The sequence below is a fragment of the Mesorhizobium sp. A556 genome, assembly GCF_054489545.1.
On the sequence record NZ_JBTMXA010000005.1, the window covers coordinates 132,206 to 151,308 of the forward strand.

18 protein-coding genes are annotated in these 19,103 nt (G+C 62.9%); 6 read left to right on the top strand and 12 right to left on the bottom strand.

What is annotated here, in order from left to right:
- Nucleotide 1: 1 nt before the first annotated feature.
- The 4 genes from ACX3P0_RS12820 to ACX3P0_RS12835 all read right to left on the bottom strand — a co-directional run bounded on the left by ACX3P0_RS12820 (nucleotide 2) and on the right by ACX3P0_RS12835 (nucleotide 3,858).
- On the bottom strand, nucleotides 2-889 hold the full coding sequence (locus ACX3P0_RS12820; RefSeq protein ID WP_459078012.1) for a branched-chain amino acid ABC transporter permease: 888 nt from the start codon (nucleotides 887-889) through the stop codon (nucleotides 2-4).
- A gap of 316 nt (nucleotides 890-1,205) precedes the next feature.
- Nucleotides 1,206-1,916 (bottom strand): ABC transporter ATP-binding protein, encoded by a 711-nt coding sequence (locus ACX3P0_RS12825; protein ID WP_459088974.1) that lies wholly within the window; start codon nucleotides 1,914-1,916, stop codon nucleotides 1,206-1,208.
- Complete coding sequence (locus tag ACX3P0_RS12830) at nucleotides 1,916-2,716, bottom strand: ABC transporter ATP-binding protein (protein ID WP_459088976.1); 801 nt, start codon at nucleotides 2,714-2,716, stop codon at nucleotides 1,916-1,918. The genes ACX3P0_RS12825 and ACX3P0_RS12830 overlap by 1 nt, the downstream gene beginning before the upstream one ends.
- The gene (locus ACX3P0_RS12835; RefSeq protein WP_459078242.1) at nucleotides 2,713-3,858 is read right to left on the bottom strand and encodes an ABC transporter substrate-binding protein; all 1,146 of its coding nucleotides are present in this window, start codon (nucleotides 3,856-3,858) and stop codon (nucleotides 2,713-2,715) included. Before ACX3P0_RS12835 ends, ACX3P0_RS12830 begins: the two co-directional genes overlap by 4 nt.
- A gap of 308 nt (nucleotides 3,859-4,166) precedes the next feature.
- Here ACX3P0_RS12835 and ACX3P0_RS12840 point away from each other — a divergent pair, with 308 nt between their 5' ends.
- Nucleotides 4,167-5,807: a GMC family oxidoreductase gene (locus ACX3P0_RS12840; RefSeq protein WP_459088978.1), complete on the top strand. Its 1,641-nt coding sequence runs from the start codon at nucleotides 4,167-4,169 to the stop codon at nucleotides 5,805-5,807.
- 26 nt (nucleotides 5,808-5,833) lie between these two features.
- Here the strand turns inward: ACX3P0_RS12840 and ACX3P0_RS12845 are convergent, their stop codons facing one another.
- On the bottom strand, nucleotides 5,834-6,598 hold the full coding sequence (locus ACX3P0_RS12845) for a GntR family transcriptional regulator (RefSeq protein ID WP_459088980.1): 765 nt from the start codon (nucleotides 6,596-6,598) through the stop codon (nucleotides 5,834-5,836).
- A gap of 190 nt (nucleotides 6,599-6,788) precedes the next feature.
- Between ACX3P0_RS12845 and ACX3P0_RS12850 the strand changes: the two genes are divergently transcribed.
- The 5 genes from ACX3P0_RS12850 to ACX3P0_RS12870 all read left to right on the top strand — a co-directional run bounded on the left by ACX3P0_RS12850 (nucleotide 6,789) and on the right by ACX3P0_RS12870 (nucleotide 11,859).
- The gene (locus ACX3P0_RS12850; RefSeq protein WP_459088982.1) at nucleotides 6,789-7,775 is read left to right on the top strand and encodes an ABC transporter substrate-binding protein; all 987 of its coding nucleotides are present in this window, start codon (nucleotides 6,789-6,791) and stop codon (nucleotides 7,773-7,775) included.
- 81 nt (nucleotides 7,776-7,856) lie between these two features.
- Complete coding sequence (locus ACX3P0_RS12855; protein ID WP_459078018.1) at nucleotides 7,857-8,636, top strand: ABC transporter ATP-binding protein; 780 nt, start codon at nucleotides 7,857-7,859, stop codon at nucleotides 8,634-8,636.
- A 2-nt stretch (nucleotides 8,637-8,638) separates the two neighbouring features.
- Nucleotides 8,639-9,562 carry an ABC transporter permease gene (locus ACX3P0_RS12860; protein ID WP_459088984.1) on the top strand — a complete coding sequence of 308 codons (924 nt, stop codon included), beginning with the start codon at nucleotides 8,639-8,641 and terminating at the stop codon, nucleotides 9,560-9,562.
- A gap of 14 nt (nucleotides 9,563-9,576) precedes the next feature.
- The gene (gene kynU / locus ACX3P0_RS12865; RefSeq protein WP_459088986.1) at nucleotides 9,577-10,824 is read left to right on the top strand and encodes a kynureninase; all 1,248 of its coding nucleotides are present in this window, start codon (nucleotides 9,577-9,579) and stop codon (nucleotides 10,822-10,824) included.
- A 66-nt stretch (nucleotides 10,825-10,890) separates the two neighbouring features.
- The gene (locus ACX3P0_RS12870; protein WP_459088988.1) at nucleotides 10,891-11,859 is read left to right on the top strand and encodes a threonine ammonia-lyase; all 969 of its coding nucleotides are present in this window, start codon (nucleotides 10,891-10,893) and stop codon (nucleotides 11,857-11,859) included.
- 10 nt (nucleotides 11,860-11,869) lie between these two features.
- Here ACX3P0_RS12870 and ACX3P0_RS12875 read toward each other — a convergent pair whose 3' ends face one another.
- The 7 genes from ACX3P0_RS12875 to ACX3P0_RS12905 form a co-directional block, all read right to left on the bottom strand.
- The gene (locus tag ACX3P0_RS12875; protein ID WP_459088990.1) at nucleotides 11,870-12,556 is read right to left on the bottom strand and encodes an ABC transporter ATP-binding protein; all 687 of its coding nucleotides are present in this window, start codon (nucleotides 12,554-12,556) and stop codon (nucleotides 11,870-11,872) included.
- Nucleotides 12,553-13,302: an ABC transporter ATP-binding protein gene (locus ACX3P0_RS12880; RefSeq protein ID WP_459078023.1), complete on the bottom strand. Its 750-nt coding sequence runs from the start codon at nucleotides 13,300-13,302 to the stop codon at nucleotides 12,553-12,555. Before ACX3P0_RS12880 ends, ACX3P0_RS12875 begins: the two co-directional genes overlap by 4 nt.
- Nucleotides 13,295-14,272 (bottom strand): branched-chain amino acid ABC transporter permease, encoded by a 978-nt coding sequence (locus ACX3P0_RS12885; RefSeq protein WP_459078024.1) that lies wholly within the window; start codon nucleotides 14,270-14,272, stop codon nucleotides 13,295-13,297. Before ACX3P0_RS12885 ends, ACX3P0_RS12880 begins: the two co-directional genes overlap by 8 nt.
- The gene (locus ACX3P0_RS12890) at nucleotides 14,269-15,189 is read right to left on the bottom strand and encodes a branched-chain amino acid ABC transporter permease (RefSeq protein ID WP_459078025.1); all 921 of its coding nucleotides are present in this window, start codon (nucleotides 15,187-15,189) and stop codon (nucleotides 14,269-14,271) included. Before ACX3P0_RS12890 ends, ACX3P0_RS12885 begins: the two co-directional genes overlap by 4 nt.
- Before the next feature lie 227 nt (nucleotides 15,190-15,416).
- Nucleotides 15,417-16,553, bottom strand: a complete 1,137-nt coding sequence (locus ACX3P0_RS12895) for an ABC transporter substrate-binding protein (protein WP_459088992.1) — start codon at nucleotides 16,551-16,553, stop codon at nucleotides 15,417-15,419.
- Nucleotides 16,554-16,609: 56 nt separating this feature from the next.
- A complete protein-coding gene (kynA, locus tag ACX3P0_RS12900; RefSeq protein ID WP_459078027.1) occupies nucleotides 16,610-17,440 on the bottom strand; it encodes a tryptophan 2,3-dioxygenase in 831 nt (276 codons plus the stop codon).
- The gene (locus ACX3P0_RS12905; RefSeq protein ID WP_459088994.1) at nucleotides 17,437-19,062 is read right to left on the bottom strand and encodes a benzoate-CoA ligase family protein; all 1,626 of its coding nucleotides are present in this window, start codon (nucleotides 19,060-19,062) and stop codon (nucleotides 17,437-17,439) included. Before ACX3P0_RS12905 ends, kynA begins: the two co-directional genes overlap by 4 nt.
- Nucleotides 19,063-19,103 lie beyond the last annotated feature (41 nt).

Genomic DNA, 19,103 nt, shown 5'->3' on the forward strand with positions numbered 1-19,103 from the left:
GTCAGGCGTCCTTTCCGAACAGGCCGGCGGGGCGGACCAGAAGAACGATCGCCATGATGACGAAGATGACGAGGTTGGAGGCCTCGGGGTAGAACACCTTGGTCAGCCCCTCGGCCAGCCCCAGCATATAGCCGGTGACAATGGCACCGAGGATCGAGCCCATGCCGCCGACCACGACGACGGCGAAGACCACGATGATGAGGTCGGACCCCATCAGCGGGCTGACCTGATAGACGGGGGCTGCCAGAATGCCGGCAAGCCCGGCCAACGCCGACCCCAGGCCATAGGTGAGCGTGAGGAGCAGCGGGACGTTGACGCCGAATGCCTGCACGAGACGCGGGTTTTCGGTTGCGGCGCGCAGATAGGAGCCGAGCCTTGTCTTCTCGATCAGCGCCCAGGTGCCGAAGCACACGATCAGCGAAGCGATCACCACCCAGCCGCGATAGATGGGCAGGAACATGAAGCCGAGATTGGTGCCGCCCGATAGCAGCGCCGGAACCGAATAAGGGTTGCCCGACACGCCGTAATAATAACGGAAAATGCCTTCGAGAACCAAGGCGAGGCCGAAAGTGAACAAAAGCCCGTAGAGCGGATCGACGCCGTAGAGCCTCGATATCGCCAGCCGCTCGATCACCATGCCGAACAGGCCGACGAGGACCGGCACCAGGATCAAAGCGGGCCAGTAACCGATGCCCAGATAGTTAAGCAACAGATAGCCGACGAAAGCGCCCAGCATATATTGCGCGCCATGGGCGAAGTTGATGATCTGCAGCATGCCGAAGATGATCGCCAGGCCGAGGCTCAGCATCGCGTAGAACGAGCCGTTGATGAGGCCGACCAGCAACTGGCCGAGAAGCGCCTGAATGGGAATGCCGAAGATCATCGTCATGGCCGGGTTGCCGCGGTTAGATTGAGCGCTGGCTGCGTTGCCTTGCGACCATGTTTTGGCAGGCGCTGATGTCTTTGGCGACGCGCCATGGATTCCCGACCGCTCGTTCCTCGCTCACGAGGCCGGGAAAGACGGGTTTGCTTGCATCCGTCTGCAAACCGGTGAAGCAGGCCACCAGTACGGGCAGCAAAGAACTCCGTCATTCCCGGCCTCGTGAGCGAGTGCGTAGCGCGAGCGGTCGGGAATCCATGCCGCGCCCTTTCGGAAGCCAACGGCGATCTGGACCAGTGGGAGTTCAAGTCACGGTTCCTCACCATCACACCCCCAGCACTTCGTGAAGTTCGCTCATGTGCGATGACAGTTCGCCGACCGGGAAGCCGCCCACCACCTTGCCGTGTTCCATCAGGTAGAAGCGGTCGGCGACGCGGCTGGCGAAGCGGAAGTTCTGCTCGACGAGCAGGATGGTCATGCCGCGCGCCTTGAGTTCCACTAGCAATTCGCCGATGCGCTGCACGATGACGGGCGCCAGCCCTTCGGTCGGCTCGTCCAGCAAAAGCATGGTGACGCCGGTGCGCAACATGCGCGCGATGGCCAGCATCTGCTGTTCGCCGCCCGACAGCTTGGTGCCCTGGCTGTTGCGGCGCGCTTTCAAATTGGGGAAGAGGTCGAAGATTTCCTCGACGCTCATGCCGCCCTTGGCGACGACCGGCGGCAGGACGAGGTTTTCGTCCACGCTCAGCGTGGCGAAGATGCCGCGTTCTTCCGGTACGAAGCCGATGCCGGCATAGGCGGTGCGGTGCAGTGGCAGATGCATGAGATCGTGGCCGTCGAAGGCGATTTCGCCGGTGCGCTTGCGGATCAGGCCGACGATGGAACGCAAGGTGGTCGTCTTGCCGACCCCGTTGCGGCCGAGCAGCGTGACCGTCTCGCCGCGAAAGACCTCCAGGTCGACGCCGTGCAGCGCATGGCTCTCGCCATACCAGGCGTTGAGGCCTCGTACTGCCAGCAGGGGCGAATTTTGCGCCATCAGGCGTACTCCGTGCCCATATAGGCGACCTTGACCCGTTCGTCGTTGCTGACGGTAGCGTAGTCGCCGGCGGCCAGTATCTCTCCGTGCTGCAAGACGGTTATCCAGTCGCAGAGGTCCGAAACGACAGTCAGATTATGCTCGACCATCAGCACGGCGCGATCCCTGGCGACCGAGCGGATGATGTCGGAAACGGTGCCGACGTCCTCGTGGCCCATGCCGGCCATCGGCTCGTCGAGCAACAGGACCTTGGGGTCCAGCGCCAGCGTGGTGGCGATTTCCAGCACGCGCTTGCGCCCGTAGGACAGGTCGCCGGCCAGACGGTTTCGGGCGTCGTCGAGGCCGACGGATGTAAGCAGTTCCATGGCGCGCGGCGTCAGCCGGTCTAGTGTGTCGGCCGAGCGCCAGAATTGGGTGCTTAGTCCACCCGGCCGCTGCAGGGCGACGCGCACATTGTCGAGCACGGAGAGGTGCGGGAAAACCGCCGAAATCTGGAAGGACCGCACCAGGCCCATGCGCGCGACCTTTGCGGGCGAGGTGCGGGTGATGTCGCGGCCGAGCAGTTCGATCCTGCCGCTGGTCGGCGCCAGGAACTTGGTCAGCAGGTTGAAGACCGTGGTCTTGCCGGCGCCATTAGGCCCGATCAGCGCATGGATCTTGCCGTGATGAACGTCGAGATCGACATTGTTGACGGCGGTGAAGCCGGCAAAATCGCGCCGCAAGCCGCGGGCGGAAAGCACCACCTGCGGCTTGTCGTCAGAGCTTGTCGGTGCCGTGGCCACGCCGGCGGCACCCGTCACTTAAGGTCGCAACCGCTTTCGGAAGCGGACATGAACGCCTTGTCGCCGGGAATGGTGGCGAGATAGGTGTAGTAATCCCAGTCCTTCTTGCTCTCCTCGGGCTTCTTGACCTGATAGAGATACATGTCGTGCACCATCGAGCCGTCGGACTGCACCTTGCCGTTCTGGGTGAAGGCGTCGTTGACCGGCATTTCATGGAGTTCCTTGGCGACAGCCTCGGTCTCGTCGGTGCCGGCCTTGTCGATCGCCTTGAGATATTGCATCACGGCCGAATAGGTGCCGGCCTGGATCATGTTGGGCATGCGCTTGGTGCGCTTGAAGAAGCGCTCTGCGAATTCGCGGCTCTTGTCGTCGCGATCCCAGTAGAAACCTTCCGTCAGCACGACGCCCTGCGCTGCCTCAAGACCGAGGCCATGCACTTCCGCCAGCGTGAACAACAGCGCTGCCAGCCGCTGGCCACCCTGCACGATGCCGAATTCCGAGGCCTGCTTGATCGAATTGGAAGTGTCCAGGCCGGCATTGGCAAGGCCGATGACCTTGGCGCCCGAGGACTGCGCCTGCAGCAGGAAGGAGGAGTAGTCCGTGGTGCCGAGCGGATAGCGCACGGAGCCCAGCACCTTGCCGCCCTTGTCCTTGACGTAGGTGGAGGTCTGTTCTTCCAGCGAATAGCCGAACGCATAGTCGACGGTGAGGAAATACCAGCTGTCGCCGCCGGCCTCCACCAGCGCACCGCCCGTTCCGACAGCCTGCGAATGCGTATCGTAGGCCCAGTGGAACCCGTAGGGCGAACAGGCCTTGCCGGTCAGGTCGGTCGTCGCGGCACCCGTGACGATGTCGATCTTCTTCTTGTCCTTGGAGACGCCCTGCACGGCAAGCGCGACGGAAGAGGTGGTCAGTTCCATGATGGAGTCGACCTGTTCGGTATCGTACCATTGGCGGGCGATGTTGGAGGCGATGTCGGGCTTGTTCTGGTGATCGGCATCGACGATCTCGATCGGCGCGCCCTGAACCTTTCCGCCAAAATCCTCGACCGCCATCTTGGCCGCCTCGACCGACCACTTGCCGCCGAAGTCGGCATAGACGCCGGACTGGTCGTTGAGGATACCGATCTTGACCTTGCCGTCAGAAATATCGGCGGCCATGGCGGGAATTGCGGTCGTTGCCAGAAGTGCTGCGGAAATCAGGTACGATAATCTCACTGGTAGTCCTCCCTTGTTGCAGCTTGTCCAGTACTCGGAGGCTGCTTGTTATGATTCATAAATGATCCAAGGTTCATGCCTTCGTCAAGGAAAGATGTCCGGCTGCGGCGGATACCTTGTTTTCGGCCGGTCCACGCGGCGGTCGTCGAGAACATCCCTGGTTGTACCAGATGGGCGCCGGAGTCTGACAGATACGGCTTTTTTCCATTGCCCGATTGCGGCAGGCGCCCTTGTCGGAGAAGAATAGGACGATGGGCAGGAAAACGGACGGCCAGACTGGTATCGACGCCATCGATTATGGCGAATGGGACTATATCGTCGTGGGGGCCGGCTCGGCCGGCTGCGTTCTCGCCAATCGCCTGAGCGCCGATCCTCGCAACCGCGTTCTCCTGCTCGAAGCCGGCGGGCGGGATAATTATCACTGGATCCATATTCCGGTGGGCTACCTCTACTGCATGGGCAATCCGCGCACCGACTGGTGCTACAGCACGGAAAAGGAGAAAGGCCTCAATGGCCGCTCTCTTTCCTACCCACGCGGCAAGGTGCTGGGCGGCTGCTCTTCCATCAACGGCATGATCTATATGCGCGGGCAGGCGCGCGACTACGACCAGTGGCGCCAACTCGGCAATCCCGGCTGGGGGTGGGCGGACGTGCTGCCGCTGTTTCGGCGCTCGGAAGATCACTACCAGCTCGACGATGAAAATCACGGGCAGGGCGGGCCGCTACGCGTCGAACGGCAGCGGCTGAACTGGCCGATCCTCGATGCGGTGCGGGAGGCGGCGGGCGAACTCGGCGTTCCGGCAACCGAGGATTTCAACACCGGCAACAATGAGGGCGCGGGCTATTTCGACGTCAACCAGCGCCATGGCGTGCGCTTCAGCGCGGCGCGCGCCTTCCTGCGGCCGGTGCGGTCGCGCCAAAATCTTCGCGTCGTCACCCATGCGCTGGCCGAACGCATCCTTTTTGACGGACGCCGTGCTACCGGTATTCTGTTTCGTGACGCCGATGGGCGCATGGCCACAGCTATGGCTTCGCGCGAGCTTGTGCTTTCGGCCGGTGCGGTCAACTCGCCGCAATTGCTCCAGCTTTCCGGAATTGGTCCATCAGCGCTCCTGAAGGAAAACGGGGTCGAGGTTCTCCACGATCTGGCGGGTGTCGGCGAAAACCTTCAGGACCATCTCCAGATACGCACGGCGTTCCGCATACAGGGCGCGGCGACGCTCAACGAACGGCAGGCGACCTTGTGGGGCAAGGCGGGCATCGCGCTGGAATATGCACTCAGGCGCTCCGGCCCGATGGCGATGGCGCCAAGCCAGTTCGGCATTTTCATGCGCTCCGATCCCCGGTTCGATACGCCCAATATCGAGTTCCACGTACAGCCGCTGTCACTGGAGAAGTTCGGCGATCCGCTGCACCGCTTCCCGGCGATCACCGTTTCGGTTTGCAACCTTCGGCCGGAATCGCGCGGTCACGTGCGTATCCGCTCCGCCGATCCGCACCAGCCGCCGATGATTGCGCCGAACTATCTGGCGACCGACGGCGACCGCGAGATCGCCGCGCAGTCGATCACCCAAGCAAGGCGGCTGATGGCAACCGAACGCTTGCGCATGTATCGCCCCGAGGAATTCAAGCCCGGCACGCATATCAGCAGCCCGGACGATCTGGCGCGGGCGGCCGGCGATATCGCGACCACCATCTTTCACCCGGTCGGGACGGCCAGAATGGGGGACGATGCCCGATCCGTCGTGGATGCGGAACTCAAGGTGCATGGCATCGAGCGGCTTCGCGTCGTCGACGCTTCGATCATGCCGACCATCGTTTCGGGCAATACGCATGCGCCAACGGTGATGATCGCCGAAAAGGCGTCCGACATGATCCTGAACCAAGGCTGACGGTCCGCCGGACCATCTTCATGATTTCACGCCCTGGACCTGCGCCGATGGGGCGTATCCGGTTGCGCACCGGCATCGTCGTAGTTGATGTATGCGTGCAGGGTGTAGCCGATGTGCTCGGCCATGAGGATGCGGGCGCGCTCGCTATCCCTGTCCAGGGCCGCCTCCATCAAAGCGGTATGGTGCTCGATCGCCATCGCTTCGCGCAAGGCGGCGATGGCCTTTTCATAGCCGTCCTGGAAGCCTTCGGCCGCCTTCAATATGGGGGCCAGACCGAGAAAGCGGTGGTGGCGGCGCAACTGGTCGGAAATGGTCGCCTGGAACCGCAAGAGCCAGTTCGAACTGGCGGCGCTTAGCAAGGCGCCATGGAAGGCAGCATGCTTTTCGTCCCATTCGTCGACCGCTGCCTCGGATGGGTCGTCCGGGGCGACCTTGCAGCGCGAGAGGCGGTAGTGGCTCGTCACCACCGCGGACTCCCATTCTGCCCCCCCATTGGCAATGGACTCCAGCAGCAGCGGCAGTTCGACCACCATGCGCGCGCGCGCCAAATCTTCCAGTTCGGGCCGCGAGACGGGCGCGACGGCAAAGCCGCGGTTGCTGATCGCGGTGACCAGCTTCTCCGCCTCGAGCCGGGACAGCGCCTCGCGCAGCGGTGTCCAGCCGACGCCATAGGCATCGCGCAAAGCGCCGAGTTTCAACGGCGCGCCGGGTTTCAGCCGCGTCGTCAAAATGTCGTGGCGCAGGAGCCGGTAGGCCGCTTCCGTCTTGCTTGATGAGACTTGGTTGTTCATGGCGCCTGCGATAGGATGAGCGAGGTGGCGTCACCTCTGTGTGAAACAGCAGAACAGCCGGATTATATATAATGTTGGCGATGTTGCCTATCTATATATATCTGTTTGACAACCTTTTTGGAGCGGCTATTGTCTTCTCCAGAATGGCGAGAGCGCCTGTTGCGCGTGCCTGTCTCTGGGAGGGGGTATCATGACTTTTTCTAAATCCGGCTGGCTTTCAGGACTGGTCCTGGCTGGCGCGTTCATGGCAGGCGTGGCTACGGCCGCAGCCGATCCGATCCGTATCGGCATCGCGAATTTCGGCGAACATCCGCAGCTTAATGCGTCCATCGCCGGGTTCAAGAAAGCCTTGGCCGAAAATGGCTTCGTCGAAGGCAAGGACGTCGTTTATTCGGAAAGCCACACCAATTTCGATGCTTCGCTGGTGCCGCAGATGATCGCCAAGCTTCAGGCGGAGAATCCGAAGATCATCTACACCGTGACGACGCCGGTATCGCAGATCGCGATGAAGGCGCTGGCCGGTTCGGGCATCGATATCGTGTTCACGGCCGTTACCGATCCGGTTGCGGCGAAGCTGGTTCCTTCGTGGGATTCCGGAGGCGACGGCATCACCGGCTCCAGCGACCTTCAGGACATGGCGGCCGTGATGAAGTTCACGCATGAGCTTCTGCCCAATGCCAAGAGGTTCGGCGTGCCTTACAATCCGGGCGAGGCCAATGACGTGGCGCTGCTCGAAAAGGTCAAGGAAGCCGCGCCCGCTGCCGGTTTCGAGGTCGTTTCGGTCGGCGTCGATAATGTGAACGACATCCAGCAGCGCATCGCTTCGCTGGCCGGCAAGGCCGACGTCATCTACACGCCGGCCTCGAACCTTCTTCAGCCGGCGATCGCGGCGGTTTCGGCGGCAGCCCGCCAGGCCGGCATCCCCATCGTCAACTCCGATGACGGCGCGGTCCGCAGCGGCGTGGTGCCGGCAAGCTTTGCCGTGAACTACGAGCAGGTCGGCGAGAACGCCGGCAAGATTGCGGCGCAGATCCTGAAGGGTGCGGACCCGAAGAGCATTGCGCCTTCGAGGCCAGCCTATGCAGACCATGCGCCCTTGATTTCGCGTAAGGTCGCCAAAGAATTCGGCATCGAAATCCCGGCATCCTTCGACAATTGCAACTGCTTCGCGGACTGATCCAGCGAACCGATCAATGAATGGCGGCGACCGTGTCGCCGCCATTTTTTCAACCCGGTTGCGGTTGCACGGAGGGGGCAGATGCTGGAAATCCGATCGGCCCGAAAGGTCTTCTATCAAGGCCGGGCGGATGAAAAAATCGCGCTGGACGATCTCACCCTGACATTGGCCAGCGGCGACTTCGGCGTTGTCATCGGCTCCAACGGCGCCGGCAAAAGCAGCATGCTCAATGCCATTTCCGGCTCGCTCATGCTGGATTCAGGCCAGATCCTCATCAATGGCGACGATGTGACGGCAACGCCGGTGCATAAGCGCGCGGCGCGGCTGGCGCGTGTGTTCCAGGACCCGATGCGCGGCACCGCCGCGTCCATGACGGTCGCCGAAAACATGCTGCTTGCCGACCTTCGCAGCACCAAGCGCAGCCTGCGCCTTGGTCTCAACGCAACGCGGATGGCGACCTATCGGGAGCGGTTGGCGGTGCTCGGGCTCGGGCTCGAAAGCCGTCTTGACACAAAGGTGGAACTGCTTTCCGGCGGCCAGCGCCAATCGCTGTCGCTCATCATGGCGGTCAGCGGTTCGCCCGATCTGCTGCTGCTCGACGAGCACACGGCGGCACTCGATCCGCGCACCGCCGACATCGTCATGAAAGCGACCATCCGAACCGTGGAAGCCTTGAAATTGACGACGCTGATGGTGACGCACAACATGCAGCACGCCATCGATTTCGGAAACCGCGTCATCATGCTGGATGCCGGGCGCGTGCGTCTCGAAATCACCGGCGACGAAAAGCGCGACATCACGGTTACGGACCTGATCGGACATTTCTCGGTCAAGACCGACCGTATGCTGCTGGCGAGTTGAGCATGGGTTTTCTTGAAGAAACGCTGTCGAGCTTCATAGCGCTGATCCCGGTCACGCTCGCGCAAAGCTTCATCCTCAGCTTCGTCGTGCTCGGCATCATGATCCCGTTCCGCATGCTCAGCTTTCCCGACCTGACCAGCGAGGGCGCGTTCCCGCTTGGCGGATGCGTGTGCGGCGTCGTGCTTGCCAGCGGCGCTTCACCGCTGACGGCTATCGCCGCAGCGCTTGCCGCCGGCTTTGCCGCTGGCTGCTGCACGGCGTTCATCCATCTACGGTTTCGCATCCATACGCTGCTCGCCGGCATCCTGATCCTGACGATGCTCTACAGCGTCAATCTGCGCATCATGGGTCGCTCCAACCTGTCCGTGTTCGGCAATGCCACGGTGTTCGACTGGGTGCCGGGGTTGCGGGAAGGCTTTCCGGCCAGCAAGATCGTGGTTGCCGGCATCATCAGCGTGGCCGTGCTCATCCTGCTTTGCCTCTATTTTAAGACTGAGAAGGGCACCGCCGTGCGTGCTGTCGGCGCGAACCCCGACATGGCCGAAGCGCAGGGTATCAATGTGTGGGCCGCCACCATCGGTGGCATCGGGCTGGCTGGCGCGTTCTCGGCAGGCAGCGGCGCGCTCATGGTGCAAAGCCAGGGTTTTGCCGACGTCAATATGGGCCTCGGCATCCTCATCAACGGCCTTGCCGCGCTGATGATCGGCGAGGCGATCACGGGCAAGCAGACGGTGCTGCGGCAGTTGCTCGCCCCGTTCGTCGGCGCGATCGTCTACTACCAGCTCGTTTCGCTGTGTCTTGCCGCCGGCATGCCGCCGCCCGATCTCAAGCTCGCCACCGGCATGTTCGTGCTCATCATGCTGGCCCTGCCGAGCCTGAAGCTCAATCGCGGGCCGGCAGCGGCGCGAGAAACTTTTCGCGAGTAGCTGGAAGTATAAGCATGCCCAAACTACCCGACCAAGCCGCCGTCGAAGCGCTGGACGCCGCCGATCCGCTTCGTGCGTTTCGCGACAGGTTCATCCTGCCGGACGGGATCATCTATCTCGACGGGAACTCGCTGGGCGCGGCATCTCCGGCGGTGTTCGCCGAACTGCAAAAGGCGGCCACGGAGGAGTGGAGCCAGGGGCTTATCCGCAGCTGGAACACGGCCGATTGGTTCGACCTGCCGCTGCAACTGGGCGACCGGATCGGCGGCCTGATCGGTGCCGCCGCCGGCCAGACGGTGGTTTGTGACACGACGTCGATCAACATCTACAAGGTCCTGCACGCCGCACTCGCCTTGCGACCGGAGCGCCACGTCATCGTTGCAGAGGGCGGCAGCTTTCCGACCGATCTCTACATGGCCGAGGGCGTCGCCTCGACCCGGCCCGGCACGACGCTGCGGCTGGAGGGCGTCGATGCGCCGTCGATCGAGGAATTGATCGACGAGCATGCCGCCGTGGTCCTGGTCAACCACGTCAACTACAAGACCGGCGAATTGCGCGACATGGCCGCGTTGACCCGCAAGGCCCACGCGGCGGGTGCGCTCATCGTCTGGGACCTTTGCCACAGTGTCGGTGCGCTGCCCGTCGATCTCGACGGTGCGGACGCGGATTTCGCTGTCGGCTGCACCTATAAATATCTCAATGGCGGGCCGGGTTCGCCTGCCTTTATCTATGCCGCGCACCGACATCATGCCGGCATCGTCCAGCCGTTGAGCGGCTGGTGGGCGCATGCGCGCCCCTTCGCCATGGAGCGCAATTTTTCGGGCAGCGAAGGCATCGGACGCTTCCAGTGCGGCACGCAGCCGATCCTGTCGCTGCGCGCGCTGAAGGGCGCGCTCGACATCTGGGACGAGGTAGACATGGCGGCCCTGCGCCGCAAGAGCGTCGCCCTGACCGATCTGTTCATCGAATTGGTCGAGGTGAAATGCGGCCGGCATGGCGTCTTGCTGGAAACCACGCGCGATAGTGCGCGGCGCGGCAGCCAGGTTTCGTTCCGGCACGACAATGCCTATGAGGTCATGCAGGCGCTGATCGAGCGCGGTGTCATCGGCGATTTCCGCGCACCCTCGACCCTGCGCTTCGGTTTCACGCCGCTGTACACCAGTTTTCGCGACGTATGGCAGGCGGCGACCGTGCTGGAAGAAATACTGGAAAGCGGTTTCTGGCAGGGCGCGCGCTTTGCCGTGCGCGCGGCGGTGACCTGATCCGGCGACTGCGGGCTCCGCCGCCCGCAATCTCTCAGCCGCCTGCGAGTATCGGGGGACTTCGCCATGACCGCACCACGCCGCCCGACACTTGACGAGATCGCCGAGGCGCGTGCGCGCATAGAACCCCATTTTGTGCGCACGCCGCTGGTAAAACTCGACCTCGGGCTGCCGGGCCGGCAAATCTTCCTGAAACTGGAGACGCTGTCACCGATCGGGGCTTTCAAGCTCCGTCCGGCGCTGAACGCCGTGTTGTCACGCGATCCCGCGACCCTCCGCGACGGCGTCGCGGTCACCAGCTCCGGCAACATGGCCTATGGCATGGCCTTCGCCGCGCGACTCGTCGGCATGCCGATGGTTGCCTACATGTATCGCGGGGCGCCGCAGACCAAGATCGATGGGGTGCGGAATCTTGGCGGCGAGGCGCGCTTCATCAGCGCTGAGACCTGGTGGGACTACATCATCGGCGCGGACCGGCCGAATGCGCCGGAATTGCTGATCAACCCGGTGACCGACCAGGCGGTACTGGCCGGAAACGGCTCCATCGGCATGGAAATCGTCGAGGACCTGCCCGATGTCGACGTGGTGCTGACCCCCTATGGCGGCGGCGGCATGACCACCGGGGTGGCCAGCGCGGTCAAGGCCGTTTCCTCACGGGCGCGTGTCTTCGCGGTCGAAGACGACAGCGCCGCCCCGGTCCGTGCTTCGCTTGAAGCCGGGCGGATCGTGACGGTGGAGACCCGTCCGTCCTTTATCAAGAGTATCGGCGGCCCGTCGCTGGTGCCGCAGCTTTGGCCCGTCGTGCGCGACCTGATCGACGGTGCCATCGCCGTCAGTCCCGCTGAGGTGGCAGAGGCGATGCGGCTCTTGTTCAGGAAGGCGAAAATCGTGGCCGAGGGGGCGGGCGCAGCCTCGCTCGCTGCCGCGATCGCTCGGCCCGATCTGACGGGCAACGTCGTCTGCGTGATCTCCGGCGGCAATATCGACGCGGCTGCCTATTCCGTGGTGCTCGGGGGCGGTATTCCGGCCGCTTGAGCCTAACAGGTCAGACGCCCAGATAGCGGTCCTGAAGTTCTGGCGTCAGCGCATCCGGTCGGCCTTCGAACACCGACATACCCTTTTCCAAGATGACGCAGCGGTCGGCCACGGGCAACAATTCGGACAGCGTCTTGTCGACCACAAGGATGGACTGGCCCGCCGCCTTCAACTGGCGAAGTGCTGCCCAGATGTCCTGCCGGATGACCGGGGCCAGGCCTTCGGTCGCTTCGTCAAGGATCAGCAGGCGCGGGTTGGTCATCAGCGCGCGGCCGATGGCCAGCATCTGCTGCTCGCCGCCGGAAAGGGTGTTGGCGTATTGGCTGCGCCGTTCACCGAGACGCGGGAACAGCGCGACGACGCGCTTCAGGTTCCAGTCGGTGCCGCGCGCGGCGACCAGAAGGTTTTCCTCGACGGTGAGATTGGGGAAGCAGCGCCGTCCTTCAGGCACGAGCCCCAGCCCCAGCCGGGCGATGCGGTGCGCTTGCAGGCCGGAAAGGTTGGTGTCGGCAAAGTCGATGGTGCCACTACGGGGCCGGACCAGGCCGAGGATCGAGTTGATCGTCGTCGTCTTGCCCATGCCGTTGCGGCCCATGAGGGCGACGACCTCGCCGTTTTCGACGGTCAGGTCGACGCCGAACAGCGCCTGCGAAGCGCCATAGAAAGTTTCAACACCGCGAAGCGCAAGCAGGCTCATGCCGCTTCTCCGAGATAGGCCCGGCGCACCTCGGGGTTGGCGCGGATTTCGTCCACGGTTCCGGTCGCGAGGACGCGGCCATAGACGAGCACGGAGATGCGGTCGGCCAGTGCGAAGACGGCGTCCATGTCGTGTTCCACCAGCAGGATCGGCGCTTGCTGCCGCAACCGGTCGAGGAAGCCGGTCAGGTTTTTGGAGCCTTCCGGTCCCATGCCGGCCATCGGCTCGTCGAACAGGAACGCTTTTGCGCCGATGGCCAGCGCGATGGCGATTTCCAGTTGCCGGCGCTCGCCATGCGAGAGTTCTGCAGCGGGAATTTTCGCCCGCGCGGCCATGCCCACCTGTTCCAGCACGGCCATGGCCGGCTCGACCAGCGTTTTGTCGGTGTTGACGGGCCGGAAGAAGTGGAAGCTCGAACCTTGCCGCGCCTGTACTGCCAGCATGACGTTGCGCAGCGCCGAAAATTCCGGCGCGACCGACGATATCTGGAAACTGCGCCCTAGGCCGCGCCGCGCCCGTGCCGCCATGTCGAGCCCGGCCATGTCCTGCCCGAGAAAGCGGATCGCGCCGGAATCGGGGGTGAGCGAGCCGGAAATCTGGTGGATCAGCGTGCTTTTACCAGCCCCGTTGGGGCCGATCAGCGCGTGGATTTCACCAGGTTTGAGGTCGAGCGTGATGTCGTCCGTCGCCTTGAGCGCGCCGAATGTCTTGTTGAGATTTTTGATTTCGAGGATGGGCTCAGCCATGGCGCGCTTTTCCCGCTACAAGGCCAAGCAGTCCCTGCCGCGCGAACAGGACGACGCCGAGCAGGATCAATCCGAGAAAGAACTGCCAGTGTTCGGTGATGCCGCCCAATACGAATTCGACCAGCACATAGACGATGGCGCCGGCAACAGGCCCGAACAGGCGCGCCTTGCCGCCGAGGATGATCAGCACGATCAGTTCCCCGGACATCTGCCAGGACAGCATGGAGGGGCTGACGAACCGGTTGAGGTCGGCAAACAGCGCGCCGGCAAGGCCCGTCATCATCGCCGAGATGACGAAGGCGACCAGTTTTATGCTGAAAGGCGAGATGCCGACTGCGGCCAGCCGTGTCGGATTTTGTCGTGCCGCTTCCAGCGCTGAGCCGAAACGCGAGCCGCGCAGTACGGAAAAAAGCGCCAGCGCCAGCATCAGCACGGTGAAGCAGATCAGGAAATAGGGCAGGGGTTGCGCGGTGTTGACGCCGGGAAAGCTGTTGCGGACATAAAGCGACAGGCCGTCCTCGCCGCCATAATCGGGCCAGGAAACGGCGAAATAGTAGATCATCTGCGCGAAAGCCAAGGTGATCATGATGAAATAGACGCCGGATGTGCGCAGGCTGATGATGCCGATGGGGATCGCCACAAGGCCACAGACGACGATGGCCGCCAGCAAGATGACCGGCATCGACGTGGTCGCGGGCAGGCCGAACAGCACGGTCTCGCCGTTGAAGGCGTGCGTCGCCAGAATGCCGGCGACATAGCCGCCAAGGCCGAAAAACGCGGCGTGGCCGAACGATACCAGACCGCCGAGGCCGAGCGCGATGTTGAGGCCAAGTGCCGCCAGCGCAAGGATGACGATGCGGGTCGCCAGCGTGACATAGAAGGTTTCGCCGGCGAGAGACGCGCCGATCGGCACCGCCAGCAGCAGCAAGGCAAGCACGCCGTTGATGAGGCTTTGGCGCGCCGGCATCATCCGTGCCCCGCAAACAGGCCGCGTGGCTTAAATGCCAGGATCAGCGCCATGACGATGTAGATCAGCATGGAGGCAATGGCCGCGCCAACCATGTTGGCTTGCGCTGAAGGCAGCGCCAGCGCCAGAAGTTTTGGCAAAAGAAAACGCCCCATCGTATCGACCGTGCCGACGAGAATTGCGCCGACCAGCGCTCCCTTGATCGAGCCGATACCGCCGATGACGATGACAACGAAGGCGAGGATGAGCGCCGGTTCGCCCATGCCGACCTGCACCGACTGCAACGCGCCGACCAGCGCGCCGGCCAAGCCGGCCAGCGCCGCACCCAGCGCAAAGACGACGGTATAGAGCGTACGAATATCGACGCCGAGCGCCGCGATCATTTCACGGTCGGTCTCACCGGCGCGGATGCGCATGCCGAGGCGCGTGCGCGATATCAGCAGATAAAGGCCGATGGCTACCACGATGCCGACGCCGATGATCGCCAGCCGGTAGAGTTGGTACTGGCCGCCGCCGGGCAGCGGCACCGCGCCTTGCAGCAGCGGCGGAATGTCGAGATAGAGCGGAAACGAGCCGAACACCCAGCGCGTGCCTTCCGACAGGATCAGGATCAGCGCGAAAGTGGCGAGAACCTGGTCGAGATGGTCGCGGTCGTAGAGGCGGCGAATGACCACGATCTCCATGATCGCGCCGGCCGCTGCGGCAGCCGCGAGGCTGGCGGCAAGGCCGATCCAGAACGAACCGGTGGCCGCCGCCACGGCCGCACAGGCAAATGCCCCGATCATGAACAGCGAGCCGTGGGCGAGGTTGATCAAGCCCATGACGCCGAAGATCAGCGTCAAGCCGGCCGCGATCAGGAACAGCATGACGCCAAGCTGCAACCCGTTCAGCAATTGCTCGATCAAAAGGGCGGTGGTCACGGATGCTTTTCGCTGTGTGGTTTGCGGGATGGAGAGGGCGGTAGGGACGGATAGGGCGGAGAAGACCCCCGCTCCGCCTCGCTTTGCTCGGCACCTCTCCCCCTCAAAAGGGGGTAGGAAAGAGGTGGCGGCTTTTCCTCTCCCTTTTGAGGGGGGGAGAGGTGGTTTGCGAAGCAAACCGGAGTGGGGGTAATCTTCAATGCTTCCCGTAAACGGGGAAGATTTGCCTACATCTTGCAAAGTTCGGCATAGGCGTCGCCGTGCTTCTCGAAGGCCGTGCCGATGATCTTGTTGGTCAAGACGTCGCCTTCCTTCACCACCTCGCGGACATAGATGTCCTGGATCGGGTGGTTGTTGGTGTTGAAGGTGAACGAGCCGCGCACGGACTTGAAGTCAGCCGCTTTCAGCGCCGCGCGAAAAGCGTCTTTGTCCTTGACGCTCGCCTTGGACATGGCCGAGAGGATCAGATTGGCCGTATCCCAGCTTTGCGCCGCGTAGATCGAGGGCAGGCGCTTGTATTCGGCCTGGAAGGCACTCACGAACGCCTTGTTGGCCTCGTTGTCGAGATCGTGCGACCAGCTTGCCGAGTTCTTGACGCCGAGCGCGGCGTCGCCGATCGCCGGCAGCACGTCCTGGCTGAAGGAGAAGCTTGGGCCGAGCACCGGAATGCCGACACCCGACTGCGCATATTGCTTCATGAAGGCGATGCCCATGCCGCCCGGCAGGAAGAAAAACACCGAGTCCGCACCCGAAGCACGGATCTGCGCGATCTCGGCGGCATAGTCGGTCTGGCCGACCTGCGTGTAGAGTTCGCCGGCCAGTTCGCCCTTGTAATACCGCTTGAAGCCGGTCAGCGAATCCTTGCCGGCCGGATAGTTGGGCGCGAGGATGAAGGTCTTCTTGTAGTCCTTGTTGGCGTATTGCCCCATCGCCTCATGGAAATTGTCGTTCTGGTAGGCGACGTTGAAATAGTTCTTGTTGCATTTAGCGCCGGCGAGCGCGGAAGGCCCGGCATTCGGCGACAGGTAGATGACATCCTGCGCCACCGCGTTGGGCACCACCGCCATGGCGAGGTTCGACCAGATGATGCCCGTCATCAGATCGACCTTGTCGCTCTGGATCATCTTTTCGGCGATCTGCACGGCAAGCTCGGGCTTCTGTGCGTCGTCTTCGATGACGAGTTCGACATCCTTGTTGCCGGACTGTTTCATGGCCAGCGTGAAGGCGTCGCGCATGTCGACGCCAAGGCCGGCACCGCCGCCCGACAGCGTGGTGATAACGCCGATCTTCACCGGCTCCGCCTGCGCCAGGCTTGAAGCCGTCATTGCAAGGCCAAGCAGGCTGGCCGTCAAAATACTACGCATAAAATTCTCCTCCCGATTTCATTTGGCCGATATCCCCTTTTGGGGATTTCCGATTGTTATAGCCGGGTGCGAACTTTCCAGAGTTCCGGGAACAGTTCAACCTCCAGCATCTTTTTAAGGTAGGAAACGCCACCGGTTCCGCCGGTCCCGCGCTTCAGGCCGATGATGCGTTCGACAGTGGTGACGTGGTTGAAGCGCCAGCGGCGGAAATAGTCTTCGAAGTCGACCAGTTTCTCGGCCAGTTCGTAGAACATCCAGTAGCGGTGCGGGTCGCGATAGATCGTTTCCCACGCGGCAAGCACCTGCTCGCTCTCGCCGCGTGTTTCGCGCCAATCGGTGCGGGTGGCGTCCGCGCCCATGTCGAAGCCGTTGCGGGAAAGAAGTAGGATGGCTTCGTCGTAGAGCGAGGGCTGGGCGAGGATCGTCTCCAGCCTTTCCAAAATGTCCGGGCGATGGCTGTGCGGCCCGAGCATCGCCAGATTGCGGTTGCCGGCAAGGAATTCGATGGCGCGGTACTGCCACGACTGAAAACCGGACGATTGGCCGAGCGAATTGCGAAACTCGGTGTATTCGCTGGGCGTCATCGTGCGCAGCACATCCCAGGCATTGTTGAGCTGCTCGAAGATGCGCGCCACCCGCGTCAGGATCTTGAAGCAGGGCCGCACGTCGTCTTTTCGCAGCGAGCCGACCGCGAAATGCAGTTCATGCAGTGCCAGCTTCATCCACAGTTCGGAAACCTGATGCTGGGCGATGAACAGCATCTCGTCATGGGCGCTGGAAAGCGGTTCCTGCGCGTCGAGAATCTTTTCCAGGTGCAGATAGTCGCTATAGGACATACGCTCCTTGAACGACATCTGCGCGCCCTCGGTGGAGGGGTCGTAGCTCATTGCGCGCGCTCCAGCCGCAACCTGAATCGCTGGATCTTGCCGGTCTGCGTCTTCGGCAAGGCGTCGAGGAACTTGACGGAGCGGGGATATTTGTAGGGCGCGATCGTCGCCTTGACGTGGTCCTGCAGCCGTTTGACCATCAGCGCGTCGCCGGCAGCGCCCTTGACCAGCACGACATAGGCTTCGACGATCTGGCCACGCGCTTCGTCGGTGGCACCGATGACGGCGCATTCGACAACGTCGTCATGCGCTAGAAGAGCCGCCTCCACCTCCGGCCCGGCAATATTGTAGCCGGCGCTGACGATCATGTCGTCGGAGCGGGCGGCGAAGTGGAAGAAGCCATCCTCGTCCTGAAAGAAGGAATCGCCGGTCAGGTTCCAGCCGTCGCGCACGTAGTTATGCTGGCGGTCGTCGGCCATGTAGCGGCATCCGGTCGGGCCGCGCACCGCCAATTTGCCGATCGTACCGCGCGACGCTTCCTGCATGGCGTCATCGACGATGCGCGCTTGATAGCCGCCGACCGGCTTGCCGGTCGAGCCGGGTTTCATGTCCTCGAACCGGTTGGAAATGAAGATGTGCAGCATCTCGGTCGCGCCGATGCCGTCGAGGATCGGCTTTCCGGTCTTTTTTACCCATTCCTCGAATACCGGGCCGGGCAGGGTTTCGCCGGCCGATACCGCGACCCGCAGCGACGACAGGTCCGCACCCTCGTCCATGGCCTTCATCATGGCCCGGTAGGCGGTCGGCGCGGTGAAGCTGATCGTCGCCTTATAGGTCTCGATGATCTCGATCATGTTGGGCGGCGAGGCGGTTTCGAGCAGCGTCGCGGTCGCGCCGAAACGCAGCGGGAAGATCGCCAAGCCGCCAAGGCCGAAGGTGAAGGCAAGCGGCGGCGATCCGACGAAGACATCGTCGGGCGTGACGCCGAGCACGTCCTTGGCATAGCCGTCGGCGATGATGAGCAGATCGCGGTGGAAATGCATGGTGGCCTTCGGCGTGCCCGTCGTGCCGGAGGTGAAGCCAAGCAGGGCGACATCGTCGCGGCCTGTCTTGACCGCCTCGAAACGAACCGATTTGCCAAGCGCCAAGCGGTCCAGTTCCGCGTCATGGTTCGCCGTACCGTCGAAGCCGATGACCTTTTGCAGGAAGTCGCTGTCCTTGGCGCAGGCGACCATCTCGTCCATCAGACGGGTGTCGCACAGCGCTAGGCCGATCTCCGCCTTATCGACGATCTGGGCCAGTTCGCCGACGCGCAGCATGGGCATGGTGTTGACGACGACCGCGCCGGCCTTGGTGGCGGCCAGCCAGCAGGCGACCATGGCCGGATTGTTCGCCGAGCGGATCAGGATGCGGTTGCCGGGCTTGACGCCATAGTCCTCGACCAGCGCATGCGCCAGCCGGTTGGTCCAGTCCGACAGTTCCTTGTAGGTGCGGCGGCGGCCATTGCCGATCAGGGCGGTATTGTCGCCAAAACCCTTGTCGACCATGCGGTCGGTCAGTTCGACCGCCGCGTTGAGATAGTCCGGATACTGAAAATCATCGAGCAGGAATGTGGGCCATTCGTTCGACGGCGGGAGATTGTCGCGCGTGAACGTGTCCGTATGCGCCGTTGGCCCAAGCATGATCGCGATTTCCTCCCGTCGACTGATGCCAGCGCATTCTC

Coding starts and splice junctions, on each gene's coding strand:
- ACX3P0_RS12860 (WP_459088984.1), top strand. CDS start 8,639: ATGGGTTTTCTTGAAGAAACGCTGTCGAGCTTCATAGCGCTGATCCCG.
- ACX3P0_RS12875 (WP_459088990.1), bottom strand. CDS start 12,556: ATGAGCCTGCTTGCGCTTCGCGGTGTTGAAACTTTCTATGGCGCTTCG.
- ACX3P0_RS12855 (WP_459078018.1), top strand. CDS start 7,857: ATGCTGGAAATCCGATCGGCCCGAAAGGTCTTCTATCAAGGCCGGGCG.
- ACX3P0_RS12850 (WP_459088982.1), top strand. CDS start 6,789: ATGACTTTTTCTAAATCCGGCTGGCTTTCAGGACTGGTCCTGGCTGGC.
- kynU (WP_459088986.1), top strand. CDS start 9,577: ATGCCCAAACTACCCGACCAAGCCGCCGTCGAAGCGCTGGACGCCGCC.
- ACX3P0_RS12820 (WP_459078012.1), bottom strand. CDS start 889: ATGACGATGATCTTCGGCATTCCCATTCAGGCGCTTCTCGGCCAGTTG.
- ACX3P0_RS12845 (WP_459088980.1), bottom strand. CDS start 6,598: ATGAACAACCAAGTCTCATCAAGCAAGACGGAAGCGGCCTACCGGCTC.
- ACX3P0_RS12885 (WP_459078024.1), bottom strand. CDS start 14,272: ATGATGCCGGCGCGCCAAAGCCTCATCAACGGCGTGCTTGCCTTGCTG.
- kynA (WP_459078027.1), bottom strand. CDS start 17,440: ATGAGCTACGACCCCTCCACCGAGGGCGCGCAGATGTCGTTCAAGGAG.
- ACX3P0_RS12880 (WP_459078023.1), bottom strand. CDS start 13,302: ATGGCTGAGCCCATCCTCGAAATCAAAAATCTCAACAAGACATTCGGC.
- ACX3P0_RS12840 (WP_459088978.1), top strand. CDS start 4,167: ATGGGCAGGAAAACGGACGGCCAGACTGGTATCGACGCCATCGATTAT.
- ACX3P0_RS12825 (WP_459088974.1), bottom strand. CDS start 1,916: ATGGCGCAAAATTCGCCCCTGCTGGCAGTACGAGGCCTCAACGCCTGG.
- ACX3P0_RS12905 (WP_459088994.1), bottom strand. CDS start 19,062: ATGCTTGGGCCAACGGCGCATACGGACACGTTCACGCGCGACAATCTC.
- ACX3P0_RS12870 (WP_459088988.1), top strand. CDS start 10,891: ATGACCGCACCACGCCGCCCGACACTTGACGAGATCGCCGAGGCGCGT.
- ACX3P0_RS12895 (WP_459088992.1), bottom strand. CDS start 16,553: ATGCGTAGTATTTTGACGGCCAGCCTGCTTGGCCTTGCAATGACGGCT.
- ACX3P0_RS12835 (WP_459078242.1), bottom strand. CDS start 3,858: ATGGCCGCCGATATTTCTGACGGCAAGGTCAAGATCGGTATCCTCAAC.